The following is an 18,617-nucleotide window of genomic DNA, read 5'->3' as shown; positions in this document are numbered from 1 at the left end:
AGCATTGAAGTGCCAGCCTGCGGTGTTGTAAGCGCTATCCAACACGATTGTGGTGCAGCAGGAAACAGATAATGTCGCAAGTTACCGAACCATCGTCTGAAGTCTCGAACGACTATGCCGAGCACAATCGGACGTTTGCCCTGTTTACCGCTTTGTTGAAGTGGGGAACAGTTGCGACAGTGATCGTTCTGATCCTGATGGCGATTTTCCTGCTCTGATACCGTTTCGCTCCGAATTACCAACCGTTGGCGGCTTGCAACGCGGCGGCTGCAGTGGTTTTGAAAGCGCCTGATCTTTCCCGTCCCCGTTAAGGATTTCACACATGGTGAAAATTGCCGTCCCGCGTGAGAGCGAAAGTAATGAGGGCCGGGTGGCTGCCACACCTGATACCGTCAAGCGCTTTAGGGCTTTGGGGATCGATGTGGTTGTCCAGGCGGGCGCGGGCGAACAATCACGAATACCCGATGCGGCCTTTGAGGCGGAAGGCGCTTCAATCGCTAAAGACGCAAAGGCAACCGTATTCGGCGCAGATATTGTGCTGCGCGTTCGCCGCCCATCGGCGGCTGAGTTAAAGGCGATGCCCAAGGGCGCAATGGTGATTGCGCAGATGGACCCTTATGGCAACGAAGCCGATGTCAAAGCCATGGCAAAAGCCGGGCTTACGGGTGTGGCTATGGAGTTTATGCCGCGTATAACGCGCGCGCAGGTGATGGATGTCCTGTCGTCGCAGGCAAACCTCGCGGGTTATCAGGCGGTCATTGATGCAGCGGAGATTTTTGATCGCGCACTTCCCATGATGATGACCGCCGCCGGCACGGTTCCCGCTGCTAAGGTTTTCGTCATGGGTGCGGGCGTTGCTGGCTTGCAGGCCATTGCGACTGCGCGACGCCTGGGCGCCGTTGTGACGGCGACCGATGTGCGAGCTGCCGCCGGTGAACAGGTCGAATCGTTGGGTGCCAAGTTCATCATGACCGAAGCCCTGAAGGATGCGTCGGGCGAGGGCGGCTACGCGCGCGAACTGACCGCCGAGGAGCAAAAAGCACAGGCGGAGTTGGTGGCAGAGCACATCGCCAAGCAGGACATCGTCATCACGACCGCGCTTATCCCGGGTCGACCGGCTCCGCGCCTTGTGACCAAGGAAATGGTTGAGAGCATGAAACCGGGGTCAGTACTGGTTGATCTTGGCGTTGAGCGTGGTGGCAATGTCGAAGGCTCGAAAGCAGGCGAGGTCGTCGATTCCGGACCTGCAAAGATCGTCGGCTACTTGAATGTGCCAGGACGGATCGCCGCGACTGCGTCTCTGCTGTATGCGAAGAACCTTTATGCCTTTGTCGAGACACTGATCGACAAGGAAAGCAAAGAAATGAATGTGAATTGGGAAGACGAGTTGGTCGCGGCGACAGTGCTGACCCGCGAAGGCAATGTCGTCCATCCGAACTTCGCCCCGAAAACCGATGCTCCTGAAGCGGAGGCAAGCTGATGAGTGATGCACTGAACCAGGCCGTTGAGGCCGCGCAGGAAGCAGCGGCGGCCGCAACAGAAGCTGCAGCGGAAGCTGCACGGCTAGCGGCTGAGTTGGCGACTGAAGGCGGGGCCGCTGATGCCGTCGCAGCTGCAGCTAGCGGCGCCAGCGGCGGTGCGATTGACCCCTTTGTCTTCAGACTATCGATCTTCGTGCTCGCCATTTTCGTTGGCTATTACGTCGTTTGGTCGGTGACGCCTGCCCTTCACACCCCGTTGATGAGTGTGACCAACGCGATCTCATCGGTGATCGTTGTTGGCGCACTGCTTGCTGTGGGCGTCGATATGGCAAGTGCTGAAGGTACCGGTCTTGCGCGAGCGTTTGGGTTTATCGCGCTGATCCTCGCGTCAGTGAACATATTCGGCGGCTTTCTCGTCACCCAACGCATGCTTGCCATGTACAAGAAAAAAGAACGCTAGGGCGGGACGACGACAATGAGTGCTAATCTTGCAGCCGTTTTCTACCTGATCGCAGGCGTGCTTTTCATCATGAGCTTGCGGGGGCTCTCGAGTCCTGAAAGCTCGCGGCAGGGCAACCTGTACGGCATGATCGGTATGGGGATTGCGGTCGTTACGACCTTGTTCCTGACCAATCTTACGCCGGGCTCGGTCGTCCTGATATTGCTTGGTATCGGCATTGGTGGTGGCCTTGGTGCTGTAATCGCCCGCCGAATTCCAATGACGGCAATGCCGCAGCTTGTGGCTGCGTTTCACTCGCTGGTGGGTCTTGCAGCTGTCCTGGTTGCTGCGGCGGCTCTTTATGCGCCTCAGGCGTTTGGGCTGGGCGAAGTTGGCACCATCAAGGTTGCCGCGCTTATCGAAATGGCGTTGGGGGCAGCGATCGGAGCGATCACGTTCACGGGCTCGATCATTGCGTTTGCGAAGCTCGATGGGCGCATGTCTGGCAAGCCGATCATGTTGCCCATGCGGCACTTCATCAACATCGGTTTGGCCGTCGCCCTTGTGGTTTTGACGATTGTGCTGGTGTCCACCGAAAGCCACTTTGTGTTCTGGCTGATCGTTCTTGCCGCGCTTGTGCTCGGCGTGTTGATCATCATCCCCATTGGCGGCGCAGATATGCCGGTCGTGGTCTCTATGCTGAACTCGTACTCCGGCTGGGCTGCCGCGGGAATTGGTTTCACGCTCGGCAACACAGCTCTGATCATTACCGGCGCGCTGGTCGGCTCTTCGGGCGCAATCCTCTCGTACATCATGTGCAAAGGCATGAACCGGTCCTTCTTCTCGGTCATTCTCGGTGGCTTTGGTGGCGACGATGCAGCGGCTGGTGGCTCCGGCGAGGAGGAGACACGGCCGGTCAAACAGGGCTCGGCGGATGACGCCGCCTTCATGATGAAGAATGCGGGTAAGGTGATCATCGTACCTGGTTACGGCATGGCGGTTGCCCAGGCGCAGCATGCGCTTCGCGAGATGGCTGACAAGCTCAAGGATGAGGGTGTTGAGGTCCGATATGCGATCCACCCCGTTGCCGGTCGCATGCCCGGTCATATGAATGTTCTGCTTGCTGAAGCTCAGGTTCCCTATGATGAGGTTTTTGAGTTGGAAGACATCAACTCCGAATTCTCGACCGCTGACGTTGCCTTCGTTATCGGTGCAAATGATGTAACCAATCCTGCGGCGAAAACCGATCCTCAATCGGCCATCTACGGGATGCCCATCTTGAATGTTGCGGACTCCGGCACCGTGTTGTTCATCAAGCGCGGCATGGCCTCCGGCTACGCTGGCGTTCAGAACGAACTGTTTTTCCGGGACAACACCATGATGCTGTTCTCCGACGCCAAGAAGATGGTCGAGGATATCGTCAAGGCGTTGTAACGGCGACAGCGCTTATCTGGCGCTTGCTGAAGGCGTGACATCGACGGCATTCTCTGCGACAGACAGTGCCCGAGTGGCACGTGCGCTGAATTACCCCTATGTACGCCCGTTTCACGCTTTCGAGTTCGATAGGGGCAACGCGCGCGGCACCGTCTGTCGCAATGCAGTTGTCCGCGACGATGGCCTGATCGATGTCGCAGGTCGGGGCCGATACGCACCCGTTCTGGCTACGGGCTCGAATGCATCAGTAGAAGCGTTGCGCCGCAAATTCGGCTGCCGACCTTTGGGTCTGTTCCAGCTACCTTGCCGCGTTCAAGGTCTCACGGTCGCACATTCAGCACACGTCGCGCGATATGGTGCGGTACCTGCCACGGCAGTCCAAACGCCAATGCGCGCAACACCACAGACTGCCTTTCTTCAGTTGGTACCTATACGGGCGCTGTCAGTGCTGGATCAAAGTGAATCGATCGGCATAAATTATGACCGTGTCTGGGTGCCTGGCTGCCCGTTACGGCTTATCGCATCACCAATTCGCTTTCGGGGCGTAGTTCGAGGGTTTTTCGTCTATCGTTCTCGCCACGGCCCTATCTTGAGACATGGGTATCCGTTACCGCTAGGTCCGCAGAAGTGGATATTCGCCCAGCTGGCTGAACGGCTTGGGACGCCAATAACACTGGAGCAGTTGGCCCTGCGGTTGGCGCGTGATGTCGGATTTAGACATGTTGCGAGTGCTGCACTGAAGCAGGCATGGATCGCCTAATTGACGCGTCGCAATCCTTGGAGCGCGTCGCGGTTATTCTCATCGATTGCCAGCGCGCGTTGATAAGAAGCTAGGGCGTTTTCATTTGCCCCCGCGGCTTCGTAGGCTAGTCCGCGGTTGATCCAAGCATCGCTGTTGCGCGGCTCCCTGCCGATCACAGCGTCAAAGTCCTCAACGGCAGCACCAAAATCGCGGACAGCCAAATAGCTAAGCCCGCGTGCCATGTACGGCTCGGCCGCGTTTGGATTGAAACCAATCGCCGTCGTGAGGTCTTCGATGGCCAGGAGGTGATTGTTTTGCGCCTGAAAGACGAGTGCGCGGTTATAATAAGCGCGCGCATCGGAGGAGTTCAGCAGGATTGCACGCTGATAGTCCGACAGGGCGAGGTTGTACTGCCGCTGGTCGCGGTAAATGTTGCCACGACCAACGTATGCAGCATCGTATGCGGGGTTTGCGACAATTGAAGCAGAGTAGTCGGCAAGTGCCAGCTCATCATTGCCCATCTCTCGATGGACAAGGGCTCTATTCGCAAGCGCTTGGTAGAAGCGCGGATTGAGCGCGAGCGCGTTGTTGAAATCGGCAAGAGCATCACGGTAGCGGCCTTCCCGACCGTAGGCGGTGCCGCGAACATTGTAGGCACCGGGATCGTTCGGGTTTGCGGCTATGACTTCGGTGAGGGACGCAATATTGACGGCCTGGTTGGGTTCTAGCGGTCCAACGGCATTGAGACCCGCAGTCTGGCAACCCGCCAAAGCAAGTCCGCCAACAAGTATCAGTACAAGCCGCTTCAAGCCCCGTACGACACGCGCAGCCTCAACCCACCAGTGAGGCCGAGCAGCTGCGCCGCGTTCGTAAGCTCTGCTGTTCATCGTTTGACCGGGTAACCACAATAGGCTGAGGCCGTGTGAGCGCTGCTCGAATGTAAATTCTAACGGCGGCCTTTGGCCGGAATCAAGCCCTCACGCTGGGCGCGTTTGCGCGCCAGTTTGCGTGCACGTCGCACGGCTTCGGCCTTTTCGCGAGCCTTCTTTTCGCTTGGCTTTTCGTAGTGCCCACGAAGTTTCATTTCCCGGAAAATGCCCTCTCGTTGCATTTTCTTCTTAAGCGCTTTGAGCGCCTGGTCCACATTGTTGTCGCGAACAAGTACCTGCACGTGTCGTCCTGTCGTTGTTTCCGTTACCCAAAGGCCCATGGAGCGCCAATGGAGATAATTGGTGTTTGGCAACGTGATATGAGCGGCCAACCCGGTTGCAAGAGCGGGCGCAGCAAATCACACCGTCATGACTGATGATGCTGAGCCGGATACCAGAACCCATGCACGGTGTCCACACGCATAACCATCAAGTAGGCCTGATTACGCAGTGATCTTGGTTTGTTTTGGCCAGATCAGCCTGGCGTTTGGACATAGTTGACGTGTCCCATTTTCCGCCCGGGCCGAGGTTCCGCCTTACCGTACAAATGGACGACTGCGTTGTCTGGCAGATCACTCAGGACGCTCGGTTCAGCCTCTGCGCCGATCAGATTGACCATCTGCACGTCGCTATGCCGGACGGTAGAGAACGGATCGTAGCCGCTGATGGCGCGTATGTGGTTAGCAAACTGATCATGCAAGCAGCCATCAAGCGTCCAATGGCCGGTGTTGTGAACGCGAGGCGCAATTTCGTTGACGATGAGCTCGTCGGTCTTTGTGACGAAAAACTCGACAGCAAGCGTCCCGACATGGCCCAAAGCGTCCGCGATCTTCTTCGCGGCTGATTGCGCCTCGTGCGCGAGATGTTCAGGTATCTGAGCGGCGAACGCTGCGCCAACCGAACTGTGAACCAATATCCCATCTGAATGCCGATTAACCGGCAGATCATAGAAAACCGAACGCCCATCCATCCCACGCGTGAGAACGACGGAGGTCTCATAACTGAAGGGGATAACGCGTTCAGCGATCGCAGGCACCCCGCCGAAACGCCGCCAAACCTCCTGCGCGTCGGCCGGTTCCGCTCCGAGCCTTACCTGGCCTTTGCCATCATAGCCAAGGCGCCTGCTCTTCAGAATAAATGGTCCGCCCAGCTCATCTTGTGCACGCTCAAGCGCGGCAGCATCGTCAATAGCCGCAAACGGGGCGACACCTAGTCCCAGGGATTGAATGTACTGCTTTTCAACCAGCCTATCCTGACTGACGCGCAGCGACTCTAAGCTTGGTCGCAATGGCGCCCGCGCCTGCAAATACTGCAGTGCGTCGGTTGGAACATTCTCGAATTCGAACGTGACGACATCACACATCGTTGCAAAGCGCTCGAGGGCGTTGATGGTGTCGTACTGTGATTGGGTGTGGATGTTGGCGACCTGTGCCGCCGGCGGGTCGATTTCAGGGCCAAAGACATGAACGCGAAACCCCTGTTCGGCTGCGGCGATTGCCAGCATTCGCCCCAGCTGACCGGTCCCTAAAATACCAATAGTCCGGCCAGGGTGCAGTGGGGTAGGAGCGGCGTTCATCGTGTCTAGGCAGAGCGTTCCGGGCGCGCTGCAACGGCCTCGCTGCGGGTCTGCCGCCAGGCATCGAGCCGCTCTTGAATACCTTGATTTGTGAGGGCGAGGATCGAAGCCGCCAGAAGCGCAGCATTCTTTGCACCGGGTTTCCCAATGGCCAGGGTTCCGACCGGAACACCCGCTGGCATCTGGACGATTGATAGCAAAGCGTCCTGACCTTGTAGCGCAGTCGCACCAACCGGCACGCCAAGCACCGGTATGGTCGTCATAGATGCTACCATTCCCGGCAGATGGGCGGCACCGCCGGCACCAGCTATGATGACTTGAAACCCCGCCTCGCGCGCGGTTTTTGCAAAACTTACCATTCGGTCAGGCGTCCGATGGGCTGAAACGATCTGCACGTCATGTCCAATGGACAGCTCATCGAGGATAGTGGACGCATGCTGCATGGTGGCCCAGTCCGACTGGCTTCCCATGATGATTGCGATGGGTTGATCTGACATAGGACTCATAACTGCATGCTGCCGCTCAGGCGATTATATCCGGGAGAAGCTGGTCCTCTAAAGCCGCAATGCGATCCTTGAGGATGAGTTTACGCTTCTTCAGACGTTGAATTTGCAAATGATCTGCCCGGCCCGTCTGGTACAGGGCATCGATGGCGTGGTCGAGGTCCCTGTGTTCCTGTCGGAGTTGCGCCAGTTGTGCTTGCGGATCCGCATCATCGTTTGAAACCGTCGAGCTCATAAAGGATTACGCTGCCGCCAGTACTGCTTGGGCGCACGTGCTTACGTTTCGCCGCTCCAACTTCCTCGGACATCTACCATGCGGCGCAACAAGATCAAATCGTGCAGTGCAGCGTCGAATATCAAGGAGCAATGCCCCACAAATGGGCAGTTTTTGCGCTTTCACGCTTGTGCTGGGAATCTCCTTCGGGCAGCCTGACCTGGTCAATCAATTAGGAGGTCTTGATGACGGTTGAATCACATCTCGCTGAACTCCAGCGGCGTCATTCCGCTATTGATTTGAAAATTGCGGATCAGGAGCGTCGCCCTGCAGCGGACCGGCTGCAATTGGTATCCTTGAAGCGGCAAAAACTCAGTTTGAAAGATGAGATTGAACGGGTGAAACGATCGGCTGTACCCTTGTCGGGATAGCTGCCGGCCCCGCCGGACCATTTGAGTTTGTTCGGCAAACACCCAGCGTAAGCGGGCTTCGCATGGGCTGTCCGGTACCCCGGGCGGCCCTTTTTGCATTTCATCGGTGACAAAACAGGCAAGTTGTGCGTTCGCCATACCCCCACCCTTTGCTCAGCTTGCTCATGAGCGCGGGGCTGGCCATAACCGTGAAAAAGCTCTTTGGCTCAAGGGGAACGCACGATGCACGGGGAAAGCCGCTACCACGAAGTTTATAATTCCTGGAGCGAGGACCCGCTTGGCTTCTGGGCTCAAGCGGCGCAGTCGATCGATTGGATCAAGCCATTTGATAAAGTGTTTGACCCCGATGCGGGTGTCTACGGCAGATGGTTCCCAGGAGGCGTTTGCAACACCGCGTTTAACTGCGTTGATCGGCATGCTGAATCTGATCGAGGCGACCAAGCGGCCTTGATTTACGACAGCCCGGTAACTGGTCAGAAGCAGACATACACATTCAAGGATTTGCGCGACGAGATCAGCACATTGGGCGCCGTTCTCAAAAGCTTGGGTGTTGGTAAGGGCGACCGCGTGATCGTTTACATGCCAATGATCCCTGAAGCGGCCATCGCTATGCTGGCTTGTGCCCGGATTGGCGCGGTCCACTCTGTCGTTTTTGGTGGATTTGCTGCCAGCGAGCTTGCCACGCGTATCGACGATGCGCGCCCCACGGCGATCATCTCAGCATCCTGCGGCATCGAACCCAACCGACTGGTTGCTTACAAGCCTTTGCTTGATGAGGCGATTGAGCTGTCTGCCCACAAGCCGGACGTTTGCGTCATCAAACAACGTGAGCAACTGGTCTGCGAGCTCATCGACGGTCGCGATCATGACTACGAACATGCGATGGCGAACGCACGCGCTGGTGGGCAGTCGAGTGATCCCGAGCCAATGTTGGCAACGGACCCACTCTACATCCTGTACACGTCCGGGACGACAGGTATCCCCAAGGGCGTTGTTCGGGACCAGGGTGGTCATATGGTGGCGCTCAATTGGACCATGGACGCGATCTACGACATGAAACCCGGCGAGGTCTTCTGGGCAGCATCGGATGTGGGTTGGGTCGTGGGCCACTCCTACATCGTCTACGCTCCACTGCTCGCGGGCTGCACCACAATCCTTTACGAAGGAAAGCCAGTTGGCACGCCCGATCCTGGGGCCTTTTGGCGGGTCTGTGCGGAACACGGGGTCAATGCACTGTTCACCGCGCCAACGGCTTTCCGGGCTATCAAAAAGGAAGACCCCGAGGGCAATTTCATCGGAAATTACGACCTTGGCTCTTTGAAGTCGCTGTTTCTCGCTGGTGAGCGTGCAGATCCCGACACCGTCAAATGGGCGGAAGACAAGCTCGGCCTGCCGGTGATTGACCATTGGTGGCAAACCGAGACGAGTTGGGCAATTGCCGCCAATCCGCTGGGCTTGGGGCAGTTGCCGATCAAACATGGCTCACCCACCGTTCCAATGCCCGGCTATGACGTTCAGGTTCTCGACGATGCCGGTCACCAGGTCCCAGCCGGTACGCTCGGCAATATAGTCGTGAAGATGCCCTTGCCGCCGTCCTGTCTGCCGACTTTGTGGAACAACGACCAGCGCTTCAGTGCAGCTTACCTTGAGGAGTTTCCCGGCTACTACAAAACCGCCGATGCCGGGATGATGGATGAAGATGGTTATTTGTTCATCATGGCGCGTACTGACGATATCATTAATGTGGCGGGCCACCGGCTCTCAACCGGGGGAATGGAAGAAGTCCTCGCGGGCCACCCGATGGTTGCAGAAGCGGCGGTCATTGGTGTTGGCGATGCCCTGAAGGGGCAACTGCCGGCCGGCTTCGTTGTTTTGAAATCTGGAGCTGACACAACGCCCGAAGCCGTTGAAAAGGAACTGATCGGTCTAGTTCGAGAGACAATCGGACCGGTTGCAGCTTTCAAAACTGTGATGGTTGTTGACCGATTGCCCAAAACACGTTCAGGCAAAATCTTGCGCGGAACCATGCGGCAGATAGCCGATGGTGAGCCTTACAAGATGCCTGCGACCATCGACGATCCAGCAATTCTCGATGAGATTGAAGGTGCCTTGAAAACGAAAGGCTACGCGGTAGCCTAAAGGCTGCCGCCACCTTGAGCGGTCTGAGCAAGCGCCGGTCGATGGAGAGTGCATGTCGGTAAGATTCGGGCTGGAGCGCAAGACAGCGATTGTTACCGGCGGCGCACAAGGTATCGGCTATGCGATCGCCCAACGATTTGTTGAAGAAGACATGGCGGTCGTCATCGCTGACGTTGACGACAAAAAGGGATTGGAAGCCGAGGAAACCCTTCGGAAGTTGGGCAGTGTCGCTTATGTTCACTGCGACGTGTCCGACCGTCTCGACGTACGCAACCTGTTAGCAAAAGCGGTCGAAGGTTTTGGTGACATTGATGTTGTGGTCGCCAATGCTGGCACCGTTCACACCGCAGATTTTCTTGAAATTGAAGAAGCGGAGTTCGACCGTGTAATGGCGGTCAACGTGAAGGGCGTTTTCCTGATTTGTCAGAGTGTCGCCAAGCAGATGGTGCAGCAGATTGAGAATGGATCGAGACCGGGATCCATCATCACGATTTCAAGCGTGAACGCTGAGTTGGCATTACCCAACCAAGTTCCCTACACCACGTCAAAAGGTGCAGTCCGCCAGTTAACGAAGGTTATGTCTCTGGCTCTTGCGCAGTATGGCATTCGTGTGAACGCCATTGGACCCGGAACAATCATGACCGAGCTCATGGAGAAAGTTATAGAAGACGAAGAGGCTCGTAAGAAGGTGCTGTCACGCACCCCCATGGGCCGTATCGGCGAAGCTGATGAGATCGCTTCGCTGGCTGCGTTCCTCGCCAGTGACCAATCAAGTTATATGACCGGCCAGACAGTTTACGCCGACGGCGGTCGCCTTGCGCTGAACTATACGGTGCCCGTGGCACGGGACGAGTAGAAGGTCGAAGGTCCTGATCAGGTCTCGTCGTCCGCTCGCTCGCGGTCATCAATCTTAAGCTCTTTCAGCTTGGCAAACACGGACTCGGCATCAAGATCCTCATCGGATGTCTCGGCAGCCTCTTCGTCTGGTGTCGCATCAGGCTGGACGCCGAATACGTCCTCAATGCTGGCATCTTCCCCAGTAGTTGTGGCTTCGGTATCGTCGCCGCCACGAGCCGCAAGCGCTTCTTCTGCACTGAGCAAAACTGGCCCGGTTGGTTCCACCTTTGGAACGGAGCCGCGCGATGCTTTTTCGACTTCGAGATCGAGTTCAATCTGCTTGCACAGGCCGAGGGTCACGGGGTCCATCGGCGTGAGGTTTGCGGCGTTCCAATGCGAGCCGGACCGAATAGCTTCGATGGTGGTTTTCGTCGTTCCAACCAAACGGATGATCTGCGCGTCCTTGAGTTCCTTGTGGTTGCGCAGCAACCACAGAATGGCGTTCGGTCGATCGTGGCGACGCGAGACCGGCGTGTAGCGTGGGCCACGCTTCTTGCTTGACGTTGCAACCTGCGTTTTCGCTGGCTGGACCTTAAGTGCGATTTCCGGGTTGTTCTCGGCTTCGGTAATCTGTTCGCGCGTCAACTGCCCCGTTTGTAAGGGGTCAAGACCCTTGATCCCTTGCGCTGCCTCTCCATCGGCGATCGCCTTCACTTCGAGGGGGTGCAGTGCACAAAACTTGGCAATCTGCGCAAAGCTCAACGCGGTGTTGTCGACCAGCCAAACGGCGGTGGCTTTCGGCATCAGAGGCAATTCGGACATATCGGGATCCTGACAAAAAGGGTTCGTGGTCCCGTCTGAATATCTTCAGAAGCGGGGCCGAGCATCGAAGCAGCGATGTCGGAAGAACCTTAGATATAGCTAAAGTAGGAGGCGGTTGCAACGACCTGCGTTGCCAGCCGCTCCTCATGGAGGCATCAGTTGCTCACGGCTTCAGGATGATCTTGCCAATATGCTGAGAGCTCTCCATCCGCCTGTGCGCGTCCGCCGCTGCGTGCAAGGGGAACACCGCGTCGATTGGAACTCGGACCTTGCCATCGTGCAGCAGCGGCCAGATATGGTTTTCCACCGACTTTGCGAGATTCGCTTTGGATTCCGCATCCCGCGCGCGCAGAGTCGAGCCTGTGTGGGTCAAGCGTTTGAGCATCAACCGGGTGAAATCAGCTTCGACGACCGCCCCGTTCAGAAAAGCTATCTGGACAATTCGCCCTTCGACGGCGGCTGCTTTCCAGTTGCGCTCGATGTAGTCGCCCCCGACCATATCGAGGATAACGTTGGCGCCCTTTCCTCCCGTAGCGGCCTTCACCCCCTCGACATAATCAACCGACTGATAGTTGAAGGTATGGTCAGCGCCCCACTCGCGCATGGCCGTGCACTTTTCATCGTTGCCCGCGGTGGCCAGAACCGTTGCACCATGCGCCTTTGCGAGCTGAATTGCCATGGAACCGATCCCTGAGGTACCCCCATGAACGAGGAAGGTCTCGCCTGGTTTAAGCCCAGCTCGTTCGAACACGTTCGACCAAACGGTAAAGGCCGTTTCCGGGGCCCCCGCCGCCTCCTCAGCGCTTAAGCCTGGTGGGATGGGGAGCGCATGGCGCGCATCGGCAACGCAATGGCTTGCATAACCTCCGCCCGACACAAGGGCCATGACATCGTCGCCTATTCGAAATCGTATGTCAGCGGTCGCCACGGCAACCACTTTTCCAGCGACCTCCAGCCCTGGAATATCAGTCGCGCCCTTCGGTGGGGGATAGGCTCCAACCCGTTGGAGGATGTCCGGCCGGTTGACCCCGGCGGCTTCGACATGGATTAAAATCTCATGGCCGCTCAGTTGCACCGGCATGGGTCGAGAGCCCTGTACCAACACCTCGGGGCCACCGGGCCGGTCGATCTCTATCACCTGCATGGTTTCGGGTAGTTCGAGCGAAAGCGCCAAAAGGGGAGCTCCTGTTCACTTTGGTAGGCTTTTTGCCGTTTGATGAGATTTGTAGAGACAGCTACACTTGGTTTCGCTTCTGAGCCATTGGTCTTGCAGGGGAGGCAAATAAAGATGGACGAGGATCAGGAGCGCAAGCTCAGAGCGTCAGTCGTTCTTGGCGAAGATCTCTCCGAGATTTCCATAAGTGAACTTGCCGACCGTATTGCACTCCTGAAACGGGAAATTGAGAGGCACGAGTCCGCGATCGTGGCGAAGGATGCCGCGCGTCTCGCAGCGGACGCGGTTTTTGGTTCAAAAAAAACTGAATGAAACCAATTGGTAAGATGACTGAAGTCTGAAAAAACGCTCGATATTTTTATTTGTTAACCGGTTAATAACCTTTCCCACTTACTTATAAGGATAGTTTTTGAGCATTGGCTGCTCATTGACGCCTCCCTGTTTTCCAACTTTTTAGCCGCGGGTCTCCCGCGGCTTTTTTTTGTGCCATCGAGCTGCAAAGCTGCCACAAATGTGGATTGTCTTTTGTCGTTAACTGGTTCTGAACAGCGGGCCGCTATTGTGAAATCGCGATGGCGGTCATCCGATTAAGCGCTAAAGTTGTGTCAGTGGAGCGCGCGTACTCATATGGATCATAGCGGTGGTGGAAAGGGCGAAAGCCCGATGGCGGCAGTCGGCGGTCCGGTGTCATTTGCAGATAGGCTGGTTGGGTCGAATGCCTTCCATGAGCTGTTTGAGCAAGGGATGACGCTGGTCGAGGAGACCGCTGCTTATCTCGAAGCCGAAGGCAAGCAGGCGTCGCAACATCTCGATCGCCCGGCGGCTATGGCTTACGCCACGGAGTCGATGCGGCTGACGACGCGGCTTATGCAACTAGCGTCATGGCTTTTGCTGCAGCGAGCGGTTCACGAGGGCGAATTGACCTTAGAGCAGGCCGCGAAGGAGAAAGCGAAAGTCCGTATCCACGGCCTCTCCTCGCCGAAGCGTGGGCCGGGATGGGATGAGCTTCCTGAAAAGCTGCGTTTGATGGTGGAGGCGTCCATGGCGCTCCAATCACGGGTCCAGCGCCTCGATGCAATTTTTTACACCGGGCAGGACCCCGAAGCATCACGTGACGGCGGCCAGCTCAATCCGGTGGCGGAGCAGATGGCCAGACTGTCCGACGCTTTCAAAGGTTGATGCATTGTTCGGCCGGCAGACATAAAAAAACCCGCTGGTCGGGTGTTTTTTTGTTTGGCATCTGCGACCTTAAGGAGCGCAGCTCTGCAAAGCTGCGGCTTACTTTGAGCCCAGAAAACCGTCGAACTTGTTTTTGAACTTCGAAAGACGACCACCTCGGTCAAGAAGGGTCTGCTGCCCACCAGTCCAGGCGGGGTGCGTTGTCGGGTCAATATCGAGACGGAGAGTATCGCCCTCTTTACCGTAGGTCGAGCGGGTCTCGTACTCGGTCCCATCATTCATGACCACTTTGATCATGTGGTAGTCTGGATGAATGTCTTTCTTCATAACTAATCGGTCCATCACGGTTTGAGGTTCGCGCAGGTCATCGGCGGCCCCCTAGGGCAGGTCGCCAAAACGAGTGAGCTGATGGGAACACGCTTAATCGCAAATTCCGTGGCGGGCACTTTGTCACTGGCGAAAATTTCAGTGCGGCGAATACACCAAGCTGATGCGCGGCGCAAGAAGCCCAACCCTGGCAACCCCTCGAATTCAGCTTGGTTCGCGCCGGATGACACCTTTCGTCATCTTGCAAGCATTGTTGCCCCATGTTTGGGAGAAGCATGAGTGATCAAGGCGCCTCTTTGAGCAACACCGCACCGCGTTCTTCTTCCATCGAACCGGCGGGCCGGTATGGCGTTGGCGGTGGTCAAAAGATGTCCTTCGACAGGAAGCTGGCACGTAAGACACTTGCGCAGCTCTGGCCCTTCATTGCGCCTTACAAGTTGATGATCGTCTTGGCCTTTTTGGCGTTGGTCGGCGCGACGAGTGCGACTCTAACGATACCGCTCGCTGTGCGCATGGTCATCGATCAAGGTTTCACAGGAGCTGATGGCGCGCCCATCGATGCGGTCTTCTTTGGTCTGATCGCTGTGGTTTGCGTGTTGTCCGTTATGAGCGCTTTACGGTTCTATCTCGTGACATGGACGGGCGAGCGCATCGTCGCTGATCTTAGAGCTGCGGTGTTTGAGCGGATTATGCGCTTTGATCTCGCCTTCCACGATAAGGCGCGCTCCGGTGAGTTGATCTCGCGGCTCACCAGCGATGCAACACAGATGAAGTCTGCGGTTGGTTCATCGATCTCGATTGCCTTGCGAAATGCCTTCATGTTCGTGGGCGCGTCAGTGATGATGGTTGTCACAAGCCCTGCTCTGTCGAGTGCCGTGCTCCTTGCCATCCCGCTTATAGTGCTGCCGCTCATAATATTTGGCCGAAAGGTGCGATCTCGCTCGCGGATTGCGCAGGACGTTTTGGCTGATGCGTCCGCAATGGCAACCGAGGCCATCAGCTCAGTACGGACCGTACAAGCGCATGCAGCCGAAAGCCGTCTGTCGCGGAGCTTCCGTGACGCCGCCCAAGCCGCATTTGAAGCCGCACGGCAATCGATTATAGCGCGGGCTTTGCTGACCTGCTTTGCGATTTTCATCATCTTCTCGTCGGTTGTCCTGGTACTCTGGTACGGCGCTGAATCGGTCAGTGACGGCCGCTTGACAGCCGGTGAGCTTGGTCAGTTTCTTTTGTACGCTCTGTTTGCCGCCGGAGCCTTGGGCGAAGTGAGCCAGGTCGTTGGGGATGTTGCGCAGGCCGTCGGCGCCGCTGACCGACTGTGTGGGCTTCTCAAGATTGATGTCACCATTTTGAAGCAGGATTCGTATGCCGAAAGCGTTGACGATCGTCAGATCGTTGGTCGCATCGAGTTTGATGATGTGCGGTTTGGCTATCGCGAGGGTGGTGACAACGCCGATGCTGTTTTAAAGGGGGTGAGCTTTGACGTTCAACCCGGCGCAACGGTGGCCTTGGTCGGGCACTCGGGCACTGGCAAGTCTACGGTTCTCCAATTGCTCCTGCGTTTCTATGACGTCGACGGCGGCTCCATTCGTGTCGATGGAAGTGACATCCGAAATCTCGATCCGCGCGCTTTGCGCGAGCACGTTGCGCTGGTTCCGCAGGATGTCGCGATATTTGCAGCAACCGTTCGGGAAAACGTTGCCTTCGCCCGACCTGGCGCGACGGACGAGCAAGTGCGTGACGCGATTGCCGCCGCCAATGCCTCGAGCTTCGTGGACGCGCTGCCACAGGGCCTTGATACGCCTATCGGCGAGCGTGGTGTCACCCTGTCAGGCGGAGAGAGGCAACGCCTCGCAATCGCGCGTGCAGTCCTGCAAGATGCTCCCATACTGCTGCTTGACGAGGCCACCAGTGCGTTGGACGCGGAAAGCGAGATGCTCATTCAGGAGGCTCTGGATCGCCTTATGGTCGGGCGGACGGTCGTGGTGATTGCCCATCGCCTTGCAACGGTGCGCAACGCCGATGAAATTATCGTGCTGGATAAGGGGCAAATTGCGGAGTGCGGCACGCATGCAAGCCTCATCGGCGAAGGCGGCATCTACGCTCGACTTGCGAACCTGCAGTTTACAAGCCAGGCGGCTTAGGTCAGCCGCTAACGCTCCGTAAGCTTGAATTCGATCCGCCGGTTGCGCGCAAAGTTCTCGGGATCATCCCCCTCGACCAACGGCTGGAACTCGCCAAAACCTGCGGCCATCAGGTGATCGGGTGCTACACCTTGGCCAACCAGAAATCGGACAACTGACGTGGCGCGGGCGGTCGACAGCTCCCAGTTTGTTGCAAAGCGGCCTGCACCAGAAAGAGGCTCTGCATCGGTGTGGCCATCCACCCGAATGACCCAATTTATCTCGCTTGGGATTGCCGCTTCGAGCTCCACGATCGCGTCGGCAAGGCGCGACAGTTCTTGTGTGCCGCTCTGGTTGATTTCGGCTTCGCCAGACCCAAAAAGCACTTCAGATTGAAAGACGAAGCGGTCGCCAACGACCCGGATATCGGAACGTTGGGAGAGGATTTGCCGCAAGCGACCAAAAAAGTCAGAGCGATAACGCGATAATTCCTGAACGCGCTGCGCGAGCGCGACATTGAGGCGTCGGCCCAGGTCGGCAATGCGCGTCTGGCTCTCGCGATCGCGCGTTTCAGACGCATCAAGAGCGTCCTCCAGTGCGCCTATCTGGCGGCGTAGCGCTGAGATTTGTTGGTTGAGAAGTTCTACCTGGTTCAGCGCTTCACGCGATACAGCCCGTTCTTCGTCAACTTCCGCTTCAAGACCGGCAATCACATTCGGGCTGTCATCTACTATCGCGGGTGTATCGACGATGCCGCGCAAACGGTCACTCTCCTCGCGGGCATCATCAAGGCTGACCTGGAGCGTTGAGATGCGACTTTGCAGCTCCTGGCCCGTGGCGCGTTCAAGGGCGAGTAACTCGGTCAGTTCCGCAATCTGCTGATTGAGCCGGTTGAGAACCGTATCGCGCCCAGTGATCTCTTGGCTCAGGAAGAACTGCGCCAGCATGAAGATCGATAGCAGGAAAATGATAACTAGCAGCAGCGTCGCCATAGCGTCGACGAAGCCAGGCCAGTAATCGACCGTTTGGGAACGCCGCCTGGCGCGTGACAAAGCCATTTCGGTTTACTCACCCGGCTCAGGGTCAGGGCGGCTTCGCAACAGGTCGCGGTCGCGTTGATCTAACGCGTCCGTTACGCGTTCCATGACCCTGGCAAGACGACGATTTTGATCACCTTGGTCCTCGACCCAATCCCGCAACAATTGTTGTTCTGCCCGCATATGTTGGACCAGAGACTGGACGCCGTTTGCGAGATTGTCCAGCGACTGCTGGATGGTCTGCGACGAGCCATCCGGACGCACAACTGTGTCCTCCAAACCACCCTCTTCCTGCGCAAGGCGCGCCTGCGAGGCTGCCAGCTGGTTTTGAGCTGCGACTTGCCGGGTGAGGCGATCCATGGACCTTTCTAGCGAAGCCAGCGCGTTTTCAGTTGCCGTGCCCGTTGCGGCACCGGAAACATCAACGCCGGTCATGTTGGACATCCAGTCTTCAAGCTCGGTGTAAAACCGATTTTGAGCCTGTCCCGCTTGCAGGTCCAGGAAACCGAGAACCAGAGAGCCAGCAAGACCAAACAGGGAGGATGAAAAGGCTGTCCCCATACCGTCGAGTGGCGCTGACAAGCCCGTCTTCAGATTCTCGAAGATTGTGCCGAAATCGCCCGATGTGACGTCCAGCCCGTCGATGGTTTCGCCAACCGATGAAATCGTTTGTGTCAGGCCCCAAAAGGTGCCCAATAGTCCCAGGAAGACGAGCAGTCCGATCATATATCGGCTTATCTCACGGCCCTCATCGAGCCGTGTGCCTATGGACTCAAGGATCGAGCGGGCCGTCTGGGTCGACATGGCTGGTCCAACGGCACCGCCCTGGCCCTGCAATTCTCGTAAGTATGCGGCCAGTGGGGACAGCAGCCTTGGTGTTGGCTGGCCGACATCCGCGCCAAACTCAACCAGTCTGAAGGTGTTGACCCATTTGATCTCCGGCAGCAGCCTCACCACTTGGAAGATTGACAGGATGATGCCGACCACCAGTACGCCGATAATTAGCCCGTTCAGTCCCGGGTTAGCCAGAAACGCCGTCGCTATCGCGCGGTAAAGGATCAACACGACAAACCCAGCAAGGCCTATGAAGACCGCCATCAAGGCCAGGTAAATTGCGGGCCTGGAAAGGCTGTAAGGGTCTATGTCGCGTTCAGCCATCGGCGGCCTCATGTATGGTCGTCGGCGGGAATGCCTGAAATCGGTCCAAACCGATGTGGCCTTGTGAACATG

Annotated in this window: 20 protein-coding genes; 10 read left to right on the top strand and 10 right to left on the bottom strand. The window is 57.2% G+C overall.

Features of this window, described 5'->3' with window-relative positions; genetic code table 11:
• Nucleotides 1–71 precede the first annotated feature (71 nt).
• The 4 genes from AAF739_05520 to AAF739_05505 all read left to right on the top strand — a co-directional run bounded on the left by AAF739_05520 (nt 72) and on the right by AAF739_05505 (nt 3,354).
• Nucleotides 72–218, top strand: a complete 147-nt coding sequence (locus AAF739_05520; GenBank protein MEM6382114.1) for an aa3-type cytochrome c oxidase subunit IV — start codon at nt 72–74, stop codon at nt 216–218.
• 107 nt (nt 219–325) lie between these two features.
• Nucleotides 326–1,480 (top strand): Re/Si-specific NAD(P)(+) transhydrogenase subunit alpha, encoded by a 1,155-nt coding sequence (locus tag AAF739_05515; GenBank protein ID MEM6382113.1) that lies wholly within the window; start codon nt 326–328, stop codon nt 1,478–1,480.
• Nucleotides 1,480–1,941 (top strand): proton-translocating transhydrogenase family protein, encoded by a 462-nt coding sequence (locus tag AAF739_05510; GenBank protein MEM6382112.1) that lies wholly within the window; start codon nt 1,480–1,482, stop codon nt 1,939–1,941. Before AAF739_05515 ends, AAF739_05510 begins: the two co-directional genes overlap by 1 nt.
• A gap of 15 nt (nt 1,942–1,956) precedes the next feature.
• On the top strand, nt 1,957–3,354 hold the full coding sequence (locus AAF739_05505; protein ID MEM6382111.1) for an NAD(P)(+) transhydrogenase (Re/Si-specific) subunit beta: 1,398 nt from the start codon (nt 1,957–1,959) through the stop codon (nt 3,352–3,354).
• 756 nt (nt 3,355–4,110) lie between these two features.
• Here the strand turns inward: AAF739_05505 and AAF739_05500 are convergent.
• The 5 genes from AAF739_05500 to AAF739_05480 all read right to left on the bottom strand — a co-directional run bounded on the left by AAF739_05500 (nt 4,111) and on the right by AAF739_05480 (nt 7,339).
• The gene (locus tag AAF739_05500; GenBank protein ID MEM6382110.1) at nt 4,111–4,983 is read right to left on the bottom strand and encodes a tetratricopeptide repeat protein; all 873 of its coding nucleotides are present in this window, start codon (nt 4,981–4,983) and stop codon (nt 4,111–4,113) included.
• 59 nt (nt 4,984–5,042) lie between these two features.
• The gene (gene rpsU / locus AAF739_05495) at nt 5,043–5,306 is read right to left on the bottom strand and encodes a 30S ribosomal protein S21 (GenBank protein ID MEM6382109.1); all 264 of its coding nucleotides are present in this window, start codon (nt 5,304–5,306) and stop codon (nt 5,043–5,045) included.
• Between the two features lie 194 nt (nt 5,307–5,500).
• On the bottom strand, nt 5,501–6,601 hold the full coding sequence (locus AAF739_05490) for a 5-(carboxyamino)imidazole ribonucleotide synthase (GenBank protein MEM6382108.1): 1,101 nt from the start codon (nt 6,599–6,601) through the stop codon (nt 5,501–5,503).
• A 5-nt stretch (nt 6,602–6,606) separates the two neighbouring features.
• Nucleotides 6,607–7,098, bottom strand: coding sequence for a 5-(carboxyamino)imidazole ribonucleotide mutase (purE, locus tag AAF739_05485; protein ID MEM6382107.1), 492 nt, complete (start codon nt 7,096–7,098; stop codon nt 6,607–6,609).
• A 25-nt stretch (nt 7,099–7,123) separates the two neighbouring features.
• Complete coding sequence (locus tag AAF739_05480; GenBank protein MEM6382106.1) at nt 7,124–7,339, bottom strand: DUF465 domain-containing protein; 216 nt, start codon at nt 7,337–7,339, stop codon at nt 7,124–7,126.
• 224 nt (nt 7,340–7,563) lie between these two features.
• Between AAF739_05480 and AAF739_05475 the strand changes: the two genes are divergently transcribed.
• The 3 genes from AAF739_05475 (at nt 7,564) to AAF739_05465 (ending at nt 10,744) form a co-directional block, all read left to right on the top strand.
• Nucleotides 7,564–7,749, top strand: coding sequence for a DUF465 domain-containing protein (locus AAF739_05475; protein ID MEM6382105.1), 186 nt, complete (start codon nt 7,564–7,566; stop codon nt 7,747–7,749).
• Nucleotides 7,750–7,971: 222 nt separating this feature from the next.
• Nucleotides 7,972–9,888 (top strand): propionyl-CoA synthetase, encoded by a 1,917-nt coding sequence (locus tag AAF739_05470; GenBank protein ID MEM6382104.1) that lies wholly within the window; start codon nt 7,972–7,974, stop codon nt 9,886–9,888.
• A gap of 52 nt (nt 9,889–9,940) precedes the next feature.
• On the top strand, nt 9,941–10,744 hold the full coding sequence (locus AAF739_05465; protein MEM6382103.1) for an SDR family oxidoreductase: 804 nt from the start codon (nt 9,941–9,943) through the stop codon (nt 10,742–10,744).
• Nucleotides 10,745–10,761: 17 nt separating this feature from the next.
• Here AAF739_05465 and AAF739_05460 read toward each other — a convergent pair whose 3' ends face one another.
• Together AAF739_05460 and AAF739_05455 are read right to left on the bottom strand one after the other, a co-directional pair.
• Nucleotides 10,762–11,547, bottom strand: coding sequence for a cell cycle transcriptional regulator TrcR (locus AAF739_05460; GenBank protein ID MEM6382102.1), 786 nt, complete (start codon nt 11,545–11,547; stop codon nt 10,762–10,764).
• Between the two features lie 163 nt (nt 11,548–11,710).
• Nucleotides 11,711–12,691: an NAD(P)H-quinone oxidoreductase gene (locus AAF739_05455; GenBank protein ID MEM6382101.1), complete on the bottom strand. Its 981-nt coding sequence runs from the start codon at nt 12,689–12,691 to the stop codon at nt 11,711–11,713.
• A 144-nt stretch (nt 12,692–12,835) separates the two neighbouring features.
• On the opposite strand from AAF739_05455, the gene AAF739_05450 reads away from it, so the two are divergent.
• Together AAF739_05450 and AAF739_05445 are read left to right on the top strand one after the other, a co-directional pair.
• Nucleotides 12,836–13,033 (top strand): DUF1192 domain-containing protein, encoded by a 198-nt coding sequence (locus AAF739_05450; GenBank protein ID MEM6382100.1) that lies wholly within the window; start codon nt 12,836–12,838, stop codon nt 13,031–13,033.
• Between the two features lie 315 nt (nt 13,034–13,348).
• Complete coding sequence (locus AAF739_05445) at nt 13,349–13,900, top strand: DUF1465 family protein (GenBank protein MEM6382099.1); 552 nt, start codon at nt 13,349–13,351, stop codon at nt 13,898–13,900.
• Between the two features lie 99 nt (nt 13,901–13,999).
• Here AAF739_05445 and rpmE read toward each other — a convergent pair whose 3' ends face one another.
• Nucleotides 14,000–14,227, bottom strand: coding sequence for a 50S ribosomal protein L31 (rpmE, locus tag AAF739_05440; protein MEM6382098.1), 228 nt, complete (start codon nt 14,225–14,227; stop codon nt 14,000–14,002).
• Nucleotides 14,228–14,502: 275 nt separating this feature from the next.
• Here rpmE and AAF739_05435 point away from each other — a divergent pair, with 275 nt between their 5' ends.
• The gene (locus AAF739_05435; protein ID MEM6382097.1) at nt 14,503–16,371 is read left to right on the top strand and encodes an ABC transporter transmembrane domain-containing protein; all 1,869 of its coding nucleotides are present in this window, start codon (nt 14,503–14,505) and stop codon (nt 16,369–16,371) included.
• An 8-nt stretch (nt 16,372–16,379) separates the two neighbouring features.
• Here the strand turns inward: AAF739_05435 and AAF739_05430 are convergent, their stop codons facing one another.
• Together AAF739_05430 and AAF739_05425 are read right to left on the bottom strand one after the other, a co-directional pair.
• Nucleotides 16,380–17,408: a peptidoglycan -binding protein gene (locus AAF739_05430; protein MEM6382096.1), complete on the bottom strand. Its 1,029-nt coding sequence runs from the start codon at nt 17,406–17,408 to the stop codon at nt 16,380–16,382.
• A gap of 6 nt (nt 17,409–17,414) precedes the next feature.
• The gene (locus tag AAF739_05425; GenBank protein MEM6382095.1) at nt 17,415–18,545 is read right to left on the bottom strand and encodes a flagellar motor protein MotA; all 1,131 of its coding nucleotides are present in this window, start codon (nt 18,543–18,545) and stop codon (nt 17,415–17,417) included.
• Nucleotides 18,546–18,617 lie beyond the last annotated feature (72 nt).

Source organism: Pseudomonadota bacterium (genome assembly GCA_039024915.1).
GTDB lineage: Bacteria > Pseudomonadota > Alphaproteobacteria > Rhizobiales > MH13 > MH13.
The sequence above is the reverse complement of the archived record's forward strand: the minus strand, read 5'-3'. Positions and strand labels throughout refer to the sequence as shown.